Here is a 16,760-nt window from a genome sequence, read left to right as displayed (position 1 = left end):
GGCTCTATGAAAAATCTGCTGTTGAGTTTTTTGACATCTTTTAACTTAACTGTTCCAGCTGTAGAATCGCCCGATGAAAACAGTTTTATTTATCTGTGGCCTTTTTCTTTTATCAACTGCTCAGGCTTTAACACCGGCTTTTACTGCGCCGACAACCGGTATTTTTTCAAGTTATGATGTTCTTGATTTTAAACTTACCGCGCCGATCAGTACTTTGTTAAATGCAAAAAAGCTCTCTTTTTTTGAAGTTAAAAAGGTATCGGTGCAAGGAACCCTTTCCTACACTGACAACAATCAAATTATTCAGATTCCGGTCAAAATAAATATTAAGGGTTTTAGTTCAACTCAATTTTGCACTCTACCTAAATTGGAACTCAAACTCGATAAAGCTTTAAAACAAAACACGCTCTTTGCGAATGTGAAATCAATCGACTTACACACCCATTGTGTCGAGCAAGACGATGCAACTGCCATGGATGCTGTTAAAGCTTCTTTTACAGCACATCGTGAAGCTTTAATTTATCGTTTTATGGATGTTCTTGAAATACCTGCCTTTAGAGCCCGCCCGATTATGATGGCGTATGAAGATACCGATACGCCATCAATTATGCAGGCAAAAACTAATTATAAATACCAAGCATTTTTTCTAGAAGATTATGGAGATTTTCGTAAGCGTAATAACTTAAAAGCTATTCGCGGCGTTAATGACGTAACTAAGTACGATACGGCTCCAGATGATTTAGAAAAATTAGCATCGTTTGTCTTTACCTCAGTTGAACAACATCCTGCTGTAGACAGAGACGATGTTGCACGTGCTGTTTTATTTCAAAATATGATCGGTAACGGTGATTATTTTATTCAAAAAACGGCAACTGGATATCGCATTGACTCTGCCACAGATGAAAACCTTTGGAATATGAAACTGGTTGAAAATGCAGCCGGAAAATGGATTGCCATTCCTCAGGATTTCAATTTTTCTCTGATAACAACAAGCTATCAAGTCTCGCTGCCGCTTGAGACAGAAGGCTGGAATTTAGCTTCAGCGCAAGCCAAACAAAATATTCTGACATCTTTTAAAAACAAAAAATCAGAGTTATTAAAAACCGCTGATACTTTGTCTTCAGATGCCGATGTTGTGAAAAACCACCTCGAGAGATTTTTTCTGTCTATTGAAAATCTAAACTAGTGTGCATCAACGGGTTTAACAGAACCCTTTTTAAGTTTCATGGTGTAAAGCGGAATAAAAGCAAAAGCTAAAATAATCATCATGATGAAAATCAGCTGTAAGAAGGTCATCATAAAAACTTGATTTTGCACTTTGTAAAGTAACAACTGCACACCTGATCTGTGAGCCACATCAAAACCAACCCCTTCGGCCATTTTCATAGCCATGCCGTTACTCATACTTTGTGAAAAGTTTTGCGCTTGCACATCAAAGGCTGTGACGTTCGCAGCCATATCGGCATAATTTTGGTGGGTACGTTTATTTAACATCGTCGCCACAAACGCAATACCTATGCTTCCGCCGATTTGACGGAATAAATTTAACATTCCCGAAACTTGCCCTAATTCTTTTCCGTTAAACTGACTTAAGATCGACGAATTGATCGGAACAAATAAGAACGACAGGGCAAGACCACGCATGTACAGCGAATACAGCACATGTTGTTGTGATGACTGCGGAGATAAAATCGCCATCAAAGCTAAGGTTAATTCTAAGCCGATAAAACCAAGCGCAATCAGAACTTTCGGGTTTTTTCCAGACTGTAACAATTTACCAATCACTGGCATCATTGCCATCGTGACCAATGAGCCTGGAATAAACATGATACCGATTTGTGTAGCATCGTAGTGATAAATTCTTCCTAAGAAAACTGGCAGCAAGAACACCACGCCGTAAAGAAAGAATCCTAATAGCGCCATTAAAATCACGCCCGATTGCACAACTTTTTCTTTGAATAAACGAATGTTGATAATCGGATGTTCACATTTTAATTGCCAGATCACAAACCAAGGTAGAGTAACAGCTGCAATGATTGTATTAACGACAATGGCTGTTGAAGAAAACCAATCAACAGCTTCACCACGTTCAAGCACGAACTGAAGACAGCCAATACCTAAAACTAAAAGTGTTAAACCTAAAACATCAAGTTTTGGTTTGGCGCGCTCTTCACCTTCTTTAGCTTGTTGGTACGAAGGATTTTTGATCGCGATCATACCGATCACTAAAGCCAATAAACCTAACGGTAGATTAATATTAAAGATCGATCTCCAACCGAAATTATCTGTTAAAAATCCACCCATCACCGGACCCAGTGCTGGCCCAACCATTACACTCATCCCGAAGATGGCACCCGCCATACCGGCTTTTTCTTTTGGGAATTGTTCGTAGATTAAAGACTGTGATGTAGGAAGTAGCGCTCCGCCCGCTAAACCTTGAAAAATACGAAACACAATTAATGTTTCAAGATTAGGAGCTAAACCGCAAAGTACAGAAGCCACTGTGAATAAAATAATACACGTTAAATAGTATTGACGACGGCCAAAACGTTCACTTAACCACGCAGATACCGGAAGGATAATCGCATTGGCAATCGCATAGCCTGTGATGACCATCGAAATATCTTCAAGTGTGGCACCTAAGTTTCCCATCATCGTAGGAAGTGCGACATTCACAATTGAAGAGTCAATAATTTCTAAAAGAGAAGCTAATACGGCAACGAAGACGATTAGCTTTGATTCTTTAGTCATGCCCATGGGCACATCCCTATTAGTGTAAGTGAACTTTTACAACGGCAGATAAACCCGTTTGAATACTGTCAACGGCATCGGCTGAAAGATTTCTAAATTTAATTCTTACCGGAACACGCTGAACCACTTTCGTGAAGTTTCCAGTCGCATTGTCTGGTGGAAGTAACGTAAACGTAGCCCCTGTTGCCGGAGAAATATTTTCAACTTCGCCTTCAAAAGATTTAGCCGACATCGCATCAATTTTAATACTTACTTTTTGACCCACTTTAATTTCGTTAATTTCTGTTTCTTTAAAGTTCGCCGTTACCCAACGCGCTTCAGAGCTTACAAAACCAACCAGTGGTACACCAGGAGCAGCCAACTGACCGATTTCAGCTGATTTTTTAGCGATCACACCATCTGATGGCGCTTTAATAAAAGTATTTTCTAAGTTTAATTTAGCTTGAGCTAAACGGGCATCCGCCGAATCGTACTTAGCTTTGATTTCGTTATATGAAGCTAACGAAGTATCATATTGTTGAGATGAAACTACGCTTTGGTTATGTAAATCACGAAGACGGCCATAAGTTTTTTCAGCATCACGGCGACGCGCTTGTAATGACAACAATTCGCTTTCAGCTGATTTAACAGCGGCTTCGTATTCACGGTGATCAACTTCAACTAACACATCACCTTTTTTAACTTTTTGCCCTTCAATAACGTTTACACTTTGAATGTAACCAGGAACTTTTGTGGCTAACATCACGGTGTGACCTTCAACTTGCGCATTGTCTGTGTGAAGAAACATCACGAAATCAAAAGCAAAGTAAAGTACAGCGGCTGTAGCTGCGCCACCAACGATTTGAATAAGCTGTTTTTTGTTAGGTTTTTTCATTTTACGTATCCTGTTCTATTGAATAAAAGAATAATAGGCTTCACCAGTGGCAAGCTCGATATTAACTAGAGCTTCGATCGCACCGATTTGCGCGTTAATTTGTGCGGCTTTTGAACGGAACACATCCGCCTGCGCATCTAACACTTCTGTGTTTGTGCGCATTCCAGCTTTACGACCTACTTTCGCTAAACGAGCCGCCTCGTTTGAACGTTCAATGTCTGTCGTTTTCGATTTATATAAAGAGATGTAGTAATTGTATTTACGCGTCCAAAAATCTAAATCATTTTTAGCTTTTAGATCGGCCATACGAGTTGTTTTTTCTAGCTGTAAAGCCTGCGCTTCAGCTTGGCCTGATTTAGCCATTGAACCAAAACCGTTAAATAGTTCCCACGACAATGTAGCACCGATAAGATAACTTTCACGAAAAGCCTCGTCTTGGTAATCAAATTCATCCGTTCTATTATTATAGAAGCTGTAATCTGCAAATAATGAAACCTTTGGAATCCAATGACGGTTCATTGCATGAGCTGAGTAATTTAAACCTTCAGATCTTTTTTGTAAGGCTAATAAATCTAATTTTTTAGCTGTTGTTTTTTTCTTAGAAATTAAATCTGCTGTTAACACCGGAAGATTTCCAGTCGGCGTGCGATCTTCAACATCTTTACCTAAAACTTCAGCTAATTTATTACGAGCATTGGCAATCTGGTCATCGGCATTCACCGCTTCGGCTTCAGCTTCCGAGTATTGCACTTGGGTGCGCAGTAAATCGTACTGCGTCGACATACCGGCTTTTTTTAAAGCTTCAACGTCTTTCGTATGATCTTTTAAAGCTTTTAAATTTTGTTCAGCCACAAGCTTAACTTGTTCTGCCGCTAAGACTTTATAATAAGCTAGTAAAACCTGGCGATCTGTTTGAAATTTCGCCCAGTCGTATTCTAGATTCGCAGACTCTTCAAAAGCCTGAGCCGCCCAGAATCTATTTGTTGAAGCAAAACCATCAAAGACATTCCAACGAGCTGCTAATGTATAGTTAGTCGTTGGTACGATTTGCGGCACAGAAGCAGGACTGCCCCCCAGATTGATGTCTGTTAAAGCATACTTCTTATTAGACAGGTAATTAATATTGCCTGTGATTGTTGGTAAAAATGCTGACACGGCCTCCACCTTTTTCCAAACAATTTCGTCACGATAAGCCTCTGCTTTTGAAACTTGCGGGGAATGCGAAGCTTCAGACAGGGCTTGTTGTAACGTCAAGGTCTCGGAAAAAGCTGTGGAAGCAGTCATCAGTAAACTTTGAACTAAAATTAAATGTGTAACTTTTGAAAGTTTTTGCGAAAAAGAGCGGCGCATAAGAACTCCGAATAAACCCATCCTATCGAAAATTAGTTTGCATTACAAACTATTTGTCTTAACAACTATTTAACTTGCAAACTAATTAAGAACAGACCCATAATGTAACTATGAAAAAAGCGTCTAAACTAAATAAAAGCATTGTGGGCATTAGCTGCCAACCGACTATTGTTTACAACAACCTGTCTCAGACCCATCCAGCTTTGGAAAAATATTTAGGGTTTTTATTTCACCGGGTTACCTTGATCTACCGCTCTGCCATGATGGAGCGTTTTGAAAAATTAAAAATTCAAGGCCCGCACTTTGCTATTTTATCCATGATTGAACACACGCCTTCAATCACACAAAATCAGTTATGCCAGGAAACCGGCATTGATAAAGCCAGCATGGTGAAACTAACCGATCATCTACAAGACTTAAAATTAATCGAACGCAAAGAAGCCGCAACCGATCGTCGCGTAAAAAATTTAACTTTAACTAAGCATGGTCAAAAGGTTTTCGCCGAAGCCACAAAGATTCGCTTAGAATTTGAAAACGAATTTCTATCGCAGCTCACAAAAGAAGAACAAACCGTTTTCAAAAACACACTAAGAAAACTAATTAACCTAAAAAAATAGATTTATACTCTGTCTGTACGCGACCATAGCCAGTGGTCCGCTAGCACGTGCCAGCAAATGGCTTCGATCACTGGGATTGCACGTGGAATAATGCATGGATCATGACGGCCTTTTTTAGCTACGTCTTTAATAGATGATGTCGGTTTAAATCCCACTCTAAAAACAATATCTTCACCTGTTGTGATACCACCGCGAATACCGCCGTAGTTTTCAGAAATCATTTTTTCGTGAAACTCAGTACCTTTCATTTCAGTTCCTTCAAAACCAGAACCTAATTCAAAACCAGTCGTTGCCCCTAGAGACATCATGGCTTGCGCCAGATCCGCTTTAAATTTGTGAAATACCGGTTGGCCTAAGTTTGCGGGCACTTGTGAAATTCGACATTCAACAACACCACCGTAACTTTCGCCTTCAGACTTTGCTTTTTCAAGCATGGCTTGAATGTCTTTAGGTAATTCGTGCATAGCTTCTTCGATTTGAATATTTCCGATTTGTTTAGCGTAAGCAAATACCTGAATGTTTGAAGACAATTGCTGCATTAACATTTGCGCGAAGGAGCCAGCAATTACACGGTTTAACGTTTCACGGCCAGAAGATCTTCCACCACCGCGATGATCGCTGTGGCCGAATTTATTTTTCCAAGTATCGTCAGCATGACCGATACGGGCTTCGTTTTGAATTTTATCGTAATCTGTTGAACGTTGGTTTTCGTTTCTGACAACAACAGCAATCGGAGTTCCTAAAGATTTACCTTCAAAAAATCCGCTTAAAATTTCTGGCTGGTCTGATTCATTTCTAGCTGTCACAAAAGCACTTGAGCCTGGTTTACGACGGCTTAAGTTTTTTAATAATAAAGCCTCATCATAACGAACACCGGCTGGAATGCCGTCAATCACTACACCATAAGCTGGCCCATGACTTTCGCCGAAAGACATCATTTGAAAACGTTGACCAAAAGTATTTGCTGCCATAGTTGAAGTTACCCTTCTACCGTTAAATAGTGCGCCCAAAACTTAAATTGTTTTTTAGCTTGGGCATAAAACATTTCTAACCCTGAAATATAAGTCGCACTTGGAGTGGCTTGTGCGTATTCAAGGCCCATTGAATTTTCAACATAATTAATATCTAAAATGTATTTAGGATTCCATGCTGCCGGAGGTAATTGAATGTCTTGATGGCGTGGAGCCGCCCAGATCACCACATCGGGAACAAATGCTGGATCGGCTTTTTCATCACGAGGTCTACCGGTACGCGCTGAATATTCTACCGCCTGCGGTAAAACTTCTTTTAAGGCGCTAATCACACCGCCACCACCCCAGATCGCGATTTTTAAATTTTTAAGATTTTCAACTTCAGATTCTTCAACCATAGTTTCAAAACCATCAGCATCGCTCGAAGTGCCTAGCCATTTACCATCGTGATAAATTAATGAATTAATTCCGCTCTCAGTTTCGTTGGATCCGATAAGTTCGGCCGCTTTTAGTTTTAACGGAGAAGTTACAGCCGCAAACTTTAAGCCCATTTCGCGAAGCACGTCCATACCTTGCATAAATTCTTCTTCGCTTAACGGCACAGCCATAATCATTCCGTAGTCAGCCATATTTGGCCCCTGCGTGATTGGTGTATGTGAATGATGAATCGGATCACCAAGGACTGCCCCAAACTGTTTGTGGGCGTTTTGACTTAACAAGTATTCATAAAGACTTGGTTGATCATCAAAGTCTTTTACGCTTTGAACGAAATTAATTTTTTGCTTACGCCACATTAAATTTCTAAACCAGCGCCAGCGGCTTTTTTCTCCAGCTTTAGTGCGTGGTAAGAAACTGCGATTTTGCCGATCATCGCTTTGCCAGTGCAGACCTAATAAAAGTTCATCAAAAGACGTCACCACCGGACAAAACTTAAGATGTTTACCTTCAGGCTGCTGCTGCATGAGAGCTAAACCTTCAATGAAGTCACCGTCATGAAGTGAAATAATCTGAGCGTTGGCGGCTGTTGGCACGGGGCCATTTTCTAAAGCCCAATCCACACGTAAACCACGCAGTTCAATCGCTGAAACTTTTGAACGTACAGCTACCAAAAAGCGTTTTTCTTTATGTTCAGCGATAATGCGTTTGATATCTTCCAGTGAAAAAACATCTGTGCGTAATTCAAATTTATCGATATTTGGCCAAAGCTCAATTTCACTTTCACGCGAAAGTGTGAAGTAGGCATGTTCCAGAGAAAAATCTTTTTTTAGAATTTTCTCTTCGATCTCATCAGAATCATTTAACCCTTCAGGCAAATGATACACCCAAGACGCGGATTCACGAAACTTCGGCTCGCGGGCTTGATAACGGAGAATATATTCTTGCAGTGCCGAAACCTCAGGATTTAAACGTGGACGATTAACAAAGATTCTGCCGTCAGAATCCGTACGACGACTCACATAGATTACTTCAGCGTCAGCAGGCAGTAACTGCATATTAAACCCTGCGCCTACTGAAATGACGTAGCTTGCTTGCGCGGTTAATTCTTGAAAATATTTTTTCTCTAAATCACGAAACACAGCTTCACCACGTGATGAGAAAATTTCACTCACCGCTTGGTTTTCTTTCTCAGCAATAATCTGGTCTAAATCAAAGATAGGCTCTTCAGGAAAGTAATTTGCATGGCGTTCTAATAAAGAGCTTTTACCCACACCACGGTGGCCGATTAAAATTCTTTTCATGGTGTTAACCCCGTGTGTTCATAAAACTGTGGGTAACTTTTGTTAATCACTTCAGGATCAGTGATTTGCACCGGAAAACCTTTAAGCTGCAGTAAGCGCGCAGCAAAGGCCATACGGTGATCATGATCTGGATTAAACTGAATAAGGTCACGATGTAAGTATTTAGCGGCCGGATTACCTCTGATTTTTAAACCATCAGATAATTTTTCAACATTAAAATGACAACGAGTTAAAAGTTCGTAAGTTTTTTCTAAACGATTTGATTCTTTATGCACCAACTGGTGCGCGCCAAATAAATGACTTTCGCCTTCAGCAAAAGCACAAAGTACCGCCATCACCGGAAACAAATCAGGGCAGTGTTCAAGATTAGCTTTTAACGACGACCACTGTTTTTGTTCTGAGATATAAAAATTATTTTCTTCAGTCACAAATGAAATGGCCATTCGTTTAAAAAACGCGGTGAATTCCATATCAGGCTGTAAAGAGAACTTGTTCCAGTTCGTTAAATGCACTTTACCCGCAAGGACTGCGGCAGCGGCTAAACTTGCAAAAGAACTCACATCGACTTCACCGATCATTTTTTGCGGTTCAAGTTTTTGATTATGCGAAACAAATAAATCATCAACCGCATAACCGTAAGTGCCCATCATTTTTTGTGTGTAATTAAAATAACTTTCAGAAGTCACTTTTGAAGTTTCGATTTGCAGGTCAAATGGCAACTTCACTGAATTTAATAAGACTGAAGTTAAAAATTGACTTGAATCTTTAGAATCGACTTTAAGAACCTTGCATTCTTCGTTTGAACGCCAGCCTTTACTTTCAATATGAAATTCAGTTTTATCAGAGTTAAAATAAGCTTTAACCCCGACTTGCTCTAAAATTGAAATCATCTCATCTTGCGGGCGCGAGAATAACTTTTTCTCGCCGCGAATGATGAAATTTCCGATTTCACGTGAAACACGTAAGGCAAAAAAGCGAAACGTTGTGCCCCCCAGGCCTACGTAGAATTCTTTTTTTCCGGCTTTAAGATCTGCAAGACATTGCTGAAGTAATTTAACATCATCGGCCTGTGACGTTCCGACGATTTCTAATTTAGGCTCATAAGAATTAAGAATAAGAGCACGATTCATCCAGGATTTTGAAATGTCCAAAGCTCCAGAGAATGAAAAACTCATGCATGAAACCTTTGGCGTTCAAATTCAGCGACGATATCGCTGACTTTTTTAGATTCAACAAAAACATCACCTGGTTTTTTAACAAAAATAAAACGTAAGGACTTTTCTTTAGCGGCTACAGATTTTTTATCTTGGCGTAAAGCTGATAAGATTTTCTGTTTTGAAAGTTTATGCGCTTTTGCAAATTCTAACTCACAATGGGGCATATCCGTAATCAGCTGAGTTAGTGCAACAAAGTTTTTCTGTGACATATAGCCTAAATGAAAACTCCAACGGGCCGCAAACACCATTCCCATCAACACCGCTTTGCCGTGTGATAAGTTAAGCTCGGATTCGTACACATGACCCATGGTATGCCCTAGATTTAAAATATGGCGGTAACCAGTTTTTTCAAACGGATCTTTATGAACCACGCGCATTTTAGCAGCGATAAATTTTTCTAAATTTGCCCACACGAAATCTTCGGTGAATTTAATTTTGGTGAAAAGTTTTGGCTCGTTGATCAGACAGATTTTAATAATTTCACCGAAAGCTTCGCATAAACGCTCTTCCGGCTGATTTAATAATAACTCTTTAGACAAAATGATTTTATCTGCCGGGTAGATCGTACCGATTTGGTTTTTCGTGTGATTTAAATTTAAACCGTTTTTTCCACCGTGGGCCGAATCGACAGCCGATAACCACGTTGAAGGCATTTGTACTAACGGGCAGCCACGTTGGTAAGTTGAAGCTAAAAATCCCGTGAAGTCGCCAACCGAGCCCCCGCCAATCGCTACAAACTGAAGCTTTTGGGTAATTAAATTTTGTTTTTGCCAAATCTGCAGCTGATTCAAGACTTCGGCGTAACGATGCACAGTTTTTAACGACTCCCCGGCTTGAACCGGTAGAGCGAGTCTAAATTGAGCAATCCACTTTTTAAAAGATGCATTTTTTAGCAAAATACGGTCAAAAACCACCACAGATTGACGTTCTGGGTGAGAGACCTGAGCTAAGGTCGGCAATCCTGAAACCTTAATGATTTTAGCGTCCTTAAAAAGAGTGGTTTTTTTGCTGCTTTTCACAAGCTTGAATGTAGTCCTGTTCCCTCTTGCGCGCAACATGTTAGGCCGTGCCATAAAGCGAAAGAAACCCTATATTAAATCCCGCATTAAAATACAAAATTAGGAGATAGTGTATGCAAAAGATCAAAGTAGCTAACCCAGTGGTTGAGCTTGATGGCGATGAAATGACAAGAATCATCTGGAAATTTATCAAAGATAAATTAATCCTTCCTTACTTAGATATCGATATTAAGTACTTTGACTTAGGCATGGAATACCGTGACCAAACTAACGATCAAGTGACTGTTGACGCTGCTGAAGCGATCAAAAAGTACAACGTGGGTATCAAATGCGCGACAATCACTCCAGACGAAGCTCGCGTTAAAGAATTCAACCTAAAACAAATGTGGAAATCACCCAACGGAACAATCCGTAACATCCTTGATGGTACAGTTTTCCGTGAACCGATCATCTGCAAAAACGTTCCTCGTTTAGTACCTAACTGGACAGCTCCGATCTGTATCGGCCGTCACGCTTTCGGTGACCAATACCGCGCAACAGATTTCGTAACTAAAGGTAAAGGTAAATTAACTGTTACTTTCCAACCTGAAAATGGTGGCGAAACAATCACTCACGAAGTTTATAACTTCAAAGGTGATGGCGTAGCATTAACTATGTACAACACTGATGAATCAATCACAGGTTTTGCACGTTCTTGCTTTAACCAAGCCTTAACTAAAAAATGGCCTTTATACTTATCGACTAAAAACACGATCTTAAAAAAATACGATGGTCGTTTTAAAGATATCTTTGAAAACATCTACCAAACTGAATTCAAAGCTAAATTTGACGAAGCAGGTATCACTTATGAACACCGTTTAATCGATGACATGGTAGCTTCTGCTCTTAAATGGAATGGTAACTTCGTATGGGCTTGTAAGAACTACGATGGCGACGTTCAATCAGATACAGTGGCTCAAGGTTTCGGTTCTTTAGGTTTAATGACTTCAGTTCTTGTTACTCCAGACGGAAAAACTATGGAATCTGAAGCGGCTCACGGAACTGTGACTCGTCACTACCGTATGCACCAACAAGGTAAACCAACTTCTACAAATCCAATCGCTTCTATCTTTGCTTGGACTCGTGGTCTTGAGCACAGAGCGAAACTTGATAACAATCCACCACTCGCTAAATTCGCGCAAACTTTAGAAAAAGTTTGTGTTGAAACAGTTGAAGCTGGCTTCATGACAAAAGACTTAGCGGTTTGCATCTACGGCGATAAAGTTCCTGCAGATAAATACATGAACACTGAGCCGTTCTTAGATAAAATCGATTCTAATCTTAAAAAAGCAATGACGATGTAATCGTCATAACAAGTTAAAAATTATAAAGCCTCGGTATTTTATACCGAGGCTTTTTTTATTTAGCTGATTGTGGAACTAACCTTTTTTAGCCCATGAATTACAGTAAGCATCTCCAAGAACATACATTTTAGGAAAGATGGCGCATGTACCGACTTCTTTACCGTTTATGTCTTTTACTTTGACGTATAAACTGCAAGTCGAACACTTACCGCCACCGGCCTTAGCTGATTTCTTAAAGTCTTCGATATAGCCTACAGATTTGGCCGTACTATTTTGTGGAGACACTAGTTCAGGATCGCTGCCACCAGCTTTTTTACGGCGGCTTTCTTCCGAAAATGCTTTATTTCCTAAAAGCAGAAGTAATCCGCTTGCCAAGCCACTATTTACGAGAAATTGACGTCTGTTCATATTTAACACCTCTTGTTTAACTGTAATATAAGCTAAATGGGCCTTTTATAATTATGACCTAAATCATAAATCCCCTAAAATTTTAAAAATTGCTCATCTTGATGCACTAAAGTAGACTGTAAGCCCCGAGGAGAAGCATGCAAACAGCACTTAAGTCTGCCCTTGCCGAAGTAAAAAATTTTGATTTGTTTAAAGATTTAGATACTTTAACCATTGAACAATTGTGCGAAAACTCCCAAATTAAAGTGCACTCCCATAAACAAATGGTTTTTAGTTACGGCACTCCGGCCTTACATTTTGGTGTAGTTCTTTCAGGCGCATATAAGCTTACCCGCATTTCTGCGGTGGGCGAAGAATCCGTGATTCACTTTTCTTCTCCAGGTGATGTGGTCGCAGCACTTATTATGACTCAGAAAAATATCACTTATCCCGTAACAGTGAAAGCTATGGGCCCGTCACGTATGTTAGTGATTCCGCAGGAAACTTATCTTAACCGCTGGATTAAAAATCCCATGCTTATCATGAAAATGCAGGGTCTTCTGTCAACAAGAATGGCTCGGCTGCAAAATCATAAAGTCATGCAGCGGGCACCGATGTCTTCAAAAATAGCGGCCATGCTTATGCAACTGGTGGCCCAAGATAACAGTTCAGAACAACTTGAAATACCTTTACCATTAACCCGTAAAGAAATAGCTGACTCATTAGGAGTAACTGTTGAATCTGTTATTCGTGTGATGAGTGACTGGGTTAAGCAAGGGTATATTGCAACGTCTGATCAGCATATAAAAATTCTTAAACCTGAACATCTTATTCAACAAATAGATCGCAGCGAATAAAGCTGATATAGATCACGTTCAAAAAAAACAGTTTTCAATACTTTGACTATATGTAGTGTCACATCTGTAATTGAGACATGAGATATAGTGGTCTTCAGGTTGTATTCCAAGAAATTCCAAACGAAATATCGCTAGCAATACATGTGGTAGGCTGCCCTTTAAGATGCCCTGGCTGTCATTCAAGTGACCTTTGGCCAACCAACAAGGGCACTGACCTGGACGAACAAAATTTTTCACAATTAATCACAAACCATAAAAAATATATTAGCTGCGTGCTGTTTATGGGGGGGGAATGGCACAGCCAGGAATTACTGTCTTTAATTCACAATGCAAAACTACACGGCCTAAAAACCGCTTTGTACTCTGGCTATGAGTTAAGCCAAATACCAAAAGAGCTATTAAATGAACTCGACTATATAAAATACGGTCGTTATATCGCTGAACGAGGCGGCCTAAGTTCCATCATAACAAATCAAAATCTAATAAATTTGAAAACCAACGAAAACTTAAATCATTACTTTACGGAAGGAGTAAGAAAATGATTAGGCTAGACAACAACCAAGTAAATCAAAAAATCGACTACATCCACAACTACTTAAATGCCAAGAATGCTGCCGATGGATCAAAACTTGATGCCAATGCAAACGTAACTATGAAAAATATTGCAACCCTAGAGGCCGAGATTAATAAAGATATTAACATCCAGATTAATCGCGCTATTGTTTCTAGAAAAATTGCAGAGCTTTTTTCGCCTGAACTGGCGAAAGAGTACTTAAGGCAAATCGAAGCACACGAAATTTATGTGCACGATGAAACGTCTCTGAAACCTTATTGCGTATCTGTAAGTATGTACCCGCTTCTTATCGACGGCTTAACAAAAATGGGAGGCGAATCAAAAGCCCCTAAACATTTGGCTTCGTTTTGCGGAACTTTCATTAATTTTGTTTTTGCTGTGAGTTCACAGTTCGCGGGAGCCGTAGCTACCGTCGAATTTCTTACCTACTTTGACTATTTTGCCCGAAAAGAGTATGGCGAAGATTATTTAAAAACCCACGGTGCCGAAATCAGTTCGTACTTACAGCAAGTTGTCTACTCGATTAACCAGCCCGCAGCAGCGCGCGGTTACCAGTCTGTTTTCTGGAATATTTCGGTGTACGACAAATTTTATTTTGAAGCTTTATTCGAAAATTTTGTTTTTCCAGATGGACAAAAACCGCTTTGGGCAACGGTCGATAAACTACAAAAGCACTTTATGACGTGGTTCAATGATGAGCGTAAGAAAGCGATTTTAACCTTTCCGGTAGTTACCGTGGCTCTTCTTACTGATGGCAGCAAACCGAGAGACACTGCTTATGTAAAAATGTGCTCTGAAGAACTTTCACAAGGTAACTCGTTTTTTATGTATTTATCAGAAAGCGCTGACAGTCTTGCCAGTTGCTGCAGACTTAGAAATGAAGTTAACACAAAAGAGTTTTCTTACACTCTCGGTGCCGGAGGTGTAGCGACCGGCAGTATTAATGTGATTACTCTTAACATGAACAGACTTATTCAGGACCAACGTGATCTTGGAGTGGAAGTTTCTAAAATTCAAAATTATCAGATTGCATACCGTAAAATCATGGAAGAATTCATGGCAGCAAAAATGCTAACTACTTATGACGCCGGATTTATTTCTTTAGATAAACAGTATCTGACAATCGGAATTAACGGAATGGTAGAAGCGGCTGAATATCTTGGTCTGACAGTTTCGGACAACGAAGAGTATAAAAATTTTATCTCTGAAAATTTAAAAATTATCTATGATCTAAACCGCGAACGTTCAGCACAGACAGGTTACAAATTTAACACAGAATTTGTACCGGCTGAAAATTTAGGTATTAAAAATGCCAATTGGGATAGAAAAGATGGCTATTTTGTTCCACGCGATTGTTATAATTCATATTTTTATATCGTCGAAGACGAAATGACCAACCCGCTGGAAAAATTTTCGATGCACGGGGCGGAAATGACTAAATATTTAGATGGAGGATCGGCACTACACTTTAATTTAGAAGAATATCTGACACCATTACAGTATGAAAAAATCATTGAATTAGCTTCTTTGGCAGGCTGCAATTACTTCTGCACAAATGTTAAGATCACCATCTGTAATGAATGTAATAATATCGATAAAAAAACAACGCATGCTTGTTCTAAATGTGGATCTGAGAATATTGATTATGCCACACGAGTCATCGGTTATCTAAAACGAGTGACATCGTTCAGTGCAGGCCGAAGAACAGAACATGGCCGCCGTAAATACCACAAGCTGAACCGACCGGTAGCGACTAAGACCGATACTCAGTCATTGGTATCCATAAGCTAAGTATTTCATCGATTTCATGGGGAAGAAGTAAAGATTCGCAAATTTTTAAAAAGCATTTTTCTTCTTTCTCGTGATGTCTGTGAAATAAAGTTTCAAGTAAAACCAGGGCCGGATGATCTATTAAATTTTCATCCGGCTTTGCCAACAGGCTTTGCAACAAATTTTCTAATGCGACGTGCTCTTCTAAAGGTATTTCAAGTGGGGAACGGTCTTTTTTAAAAACATCTTGATGTTCACAGTATGTTAAATCCTTTGTCGTGTATTTTTTAACCAACTGCGCTGGCGGACTAATAACATGTTCATCAAAAAATAAAACACAAAAAGGGCCACCTTCTTTTAAGCGCTCTTTTTTTAACAGTTTTGTGAAGATCAGCTTTTCTTCGTTATACTGATGTTTGAGCACAGCATTTTGCTTAAGCCAATTTAATTGAACTTTCGGATTCTTAGAACTAAGCAGCTCTTCCAGACAGACATTTGTAAGCCCGTGTTCACGAACCATAATTTCTTTAAGCAGCTCTAATTTTGTACTGTTTTTTGACATAAGATAAATGAATGAATTTTTTCGGTTAATATCATTTTTTGTTTTTTTCGCTTAATTATACCTTGCTTAACAAATTCAGTAGTTGTGCGAATAACCGATTCAGGCGAAGTATTTAAAATATCGGCTATCAACTTTTTAGTCATAAAACTAAAACTTAAAAGATGCTCTTTTTTAATTAAAAAATGAGCTAAGCGAAGATGAACCGGCAGTTTGTTAATGACATTCAAGTTCTGCAAAAAAAACATTCTTGTTTGAATTTGTTTAAAAAAGTAAAAGTTAAGATCAGGTACCTTCTGCAAAATTTCGACTAAGGTATTCGGTGTAACCTTAAGAACCTCGCAAGGTTTTAAAGTGATCGCCGTTAACGGGTAAATCATTTTTTGTATTTCTGTTTGCACCAGCCCTGCCCCCAGGGATTCACCAGGCTCGACGATATCTAACGACTTGTTGCCTTGCTGGATTAAAACGTAGCCATCCAAAACTATAAAGACACTATCGACGACATCACCTTCTGAACAAAGTCTGGTATTCGCGGGAACCATTTTGATTTCGCCAACTTTACAGAGTGCCTGCCAAGAATTTTGAGTCATTCCTACAAGAGGTGGTTGTAAAATTGTGCAGCCTTTAGAAAGTTTTATTTCAGTAGCATCATCCATAAGACCCAGTTTAAGCCAAGGAACTACACCGCCTCTATGATCTATATCATACGCAATCTGAAGTTATCGCCTT

Annotated in this window: 16 protein-coding genes; 6 read left to right on the top strand and 10 right to left on the bottom strand. The window is 39.5% G+C overall.

The window, feature by feature from the left end:
- Positions 1-73 precede the first annotated feature (73 nt).
- Entirely contained in the window at positions 74-1,186 is a 1,113-nt protein-coding gene (locus tag ACKWCF_RS02295; protein WP_409479079.1) for a hypothetical protein, read from the top strand.
- On the opposite strand, the gene ACKWCF_RS02290 is transcribed toward ACKWCF_RS02295, so the two are convergent.
- The 3 genes from ACKWCF_RS02290 to ACKWCF_RS02280 are packed head-to-tail and all read right to left on the bottom strand — an operon-like array spanning position 1,183 to position 4,975.
- Positions 1,183-2,757, bottom strand: a complete 1,575-nt coding sequence (locus ACKWCF_RS02290) for a DHA2 family efflux MFS transporter permease subunit (protein WP_409479078.1) — start codon at positions 2,755-2,757, stop codon at positions 1,183-1,185. The two genes, ACKWCF_RS02295 and ACKWCF_RS02290, sit on opposite strands and share 4 nt — an antisense overlap.
- Before the next feature lie 13 nt (positions 2,758-2,770).
- Positions 2,771-3,625 carry an HlyD family secretion protein gene (locus ACKWCF_RS02285; RefSeq protein ID WP_409479077.1) on the bottom strand — a complete coding sequence of 285 codons (855 nt, stop codon included), beginning with the start codon at positions 3,623-3,625 and terminating at the stop codon, positions 2,771-2,773.
- 15 nt (positions 3,626-3,640) lie between these two features.
- Entirely contained in the window at positions 3,641-4,975 is a 1,335-nt protein-coding gene (locus tag ACKWCF_RS02280; protein ID WP_409479076.1) for a TolC family protein, read from the bottom strand.
- A gap of 110 nt (positions 4,976-5,085) precedes the next feature.
- Here ACKWCF_RS02280 and ACKWCF_RS02275 point away from each other — a divergent pair, with 110 nt between their 5' ends.
- Positions 5,086-5,592: a MarR family winged helix-turn-helix transcriptional regulator gene (locus ACKWCF_RS02275; RefSeq protein WP_409479075.1), complete on the top strand. Its 507-nt coding sequence runs from the start codon at positions 5,086-5,088 to the stop codon at positions 5,590-5,592.
- Positions 5,593-5,594: 2 nt separating this feature from the next.
- Here the strand turns inward: ACKWCF_RS02275 and aroC are convergent, their stop codons facing one another.
- From aroC to ACKWCF_RS02255, 4 genes are read right to left on the bottom strand one after another with little or no spacing between them, the layout of a single operon-like run.
- The gene (aroC, locus tag ACKWCF_RS02270; protein WP_409479074.1) at positions 5,595-6,563 is read right to left on the bottom strand and encodes a chorismate synthase; all 969 of its coding nucleotides are present in this window, start codon (positions 6,561-6,563) and stop codon (positions 5,595-5,597) included.
- Positions 6,564-6,571: 8 nt separating this feature from the next.
- Positions 6,572-8,302, bottom strand: a complete 1,731-nt coding sequence (locus ACKWCF_RS02265) for a shikimate kinase (RefSeq protein WP_409479073.1) — start codon at positions 8,300-8,302, stop codon at positions 6,572-6,574.
- Positions 8,299-9,477 carry a 3-phosphoshikimate 1-carboxyvinyltransferase gene (locus ACKWCF_RS02260; RefSeq protein WP_409479072.1) on the bottom strand — a complete coding sequence of 393 codons (1,179 nt, stop codon included), beginning with the start codon at positions 9,475-9,477 and terminating at the stop codon, positions 8,299-8,301. Before ACKWCF_RS02260 ends, ACKWCF_RS02265 begins: the two co-directional genes overlap by 4 nt.
- On the bottom strand, positions 9,474-10,538 hold the full coding sequence (locus tag ACKWCF_RS02255) for a 3-dehydroquinate synthase family protein (protein WP_409479071.1): 1,065 nt from the start codon (positions 10,536-10,538) through the stop codon (positions 9,474-9,476). Before ACKWCF_RS02255 ends, ACKWCF_RS02260 begins: the two co-directional genes overlap by 4 nt.
- Positions 10,539-10,651: 113 nt before the next feature.
- Here ACKWCF_RS02255 and ACKWCF_RS02250 point away from each other — a divergent pair, with 113 nt between their 5' ends.
- Entirely contained in the window at positions 10,652-11,881 is a 1,230-nt protein-coding gene (locus tag ACKWCF_RS02250) for an isocitrate dehydrogenase (NADP(+)) (protein ID WP_409479070.1), read from the top strand.
- A 75-nt stretch (positions 11,882-11,956) separates the two neighbouring features.
- On the opposite strand, the gene ACKWCF_RS02245 is transcribed toward ACKWCF_RS02250, so the two are convergent.
- Positions 11,957-12,289, bottom strand: a complete 333-nt coding sequence (locus tag ACKWCF_RS02245; RefSeq protein WP_409479069.1) for a high-potential iron-sulfur protein — start codon at positions 12,287-12,289, stop codon at positions 11,957-11,959.
- Positions 12,290-12,426: 137 nt separating this feature from the next.
- Between ACKWCF_RS02245 and ACKWCF_RS02240 the strand changes: the two genes are divergently transcribed.
- The 3 genes from ACKWCF_RS02240 to nrdD all read left to right on the top strand — a co-directional run bounded on the left by ACKWCF_RS02240 (position 12,427) and on the right by nrdD (position 15,490).
- Positions 12,427-13,125, top strand: a complete 699-nt coding sequence (locus ACKWCF_RS02240) for a Crp/Fnr family transcriptional regulator (protein WP_409479068.1) — start codon at positions 12,427-12,429, stop codon at positions 13,123-13,125.
- A 77-nt stretch (positions 13,126-13,202) separates the two neighbouring features.
- Positions 13,203-13,667: an anaerobic ribonucleoside-triphosphate reductase activating protein gene (gene nrdG, locus ACKWCF_RS02235; protein WP_409479067.1), complete on the top strand. Its 465-nt coding sequence runs from the start codon at positions 13,203-13,205 to the stop codon at positions 13,665-13,667.
- Complete coding sequence (gene nrdD / locus ACKWCF_RS02230; RefSeq protein WP_409479066.1) at positions 13,664-15,490, top strand: anaerobic ribonucleoside-triphosphate reductase; 1,827 nt, start codon at positions 13,664-13,666, stop codon at positions 15,488-15,490. Before nrdG ends, nrdD begins: the two co-directional genes overlap by 4 nt.
- Here nrdD and ACKWCF_RS02225 read toward each other — a convergent pair.
- Together ACKWCF_RS02225 and ACKWCF_RS02220 are read right to left on the bottom strand one after the other, a co-directional pair.
- Positions 15,453-16,031, bottom strand: coding sequence for a hypothetical protein (locus ACKWCF_RS02225; RefSeq protein WP_409479065.1), 579 nt, complete (start codon positions 16,029-16,031; stop codon positions 15,453-15,455). The genes nrdD and ACKWCF_RS02225 overlap by 38 nt on opposite strands.
- Positions 16,007-16,687 (bottom strand): Crp/Fnr family transcriptional regulator, encoded by a 681-nt coding sequence (locus ACKWCF_RS02220; RefSeq protein ID WP_409479064.1) that lies wholly within the window; start codon positions 16,685-16,687, stop codon positions 16,007-16,009. Before ACKWCF_RS02220 ends, ACKWCF_RS02225 begins: the two co-directional genes overlap by 25 nt.
- Positions 16,688-16,760: the final 73 nt, after the last annotated feature.

The sequence above is a fragment of the Pseudobdellovibrio sp. HCB154 genome (assembly GCF_046267985.1).
GTDB lineage: Bacteria > Bdellovibrionota > Bdellovibrionia > Bdellovibrionales > Bdellovibrionaceae > Pseudobdellovibrio.
The sequence above is the reverse complement of the archived record's forward strand: the minus strand, read 5'-3'. Positions and strand labels throughout refer to the sequence as shown.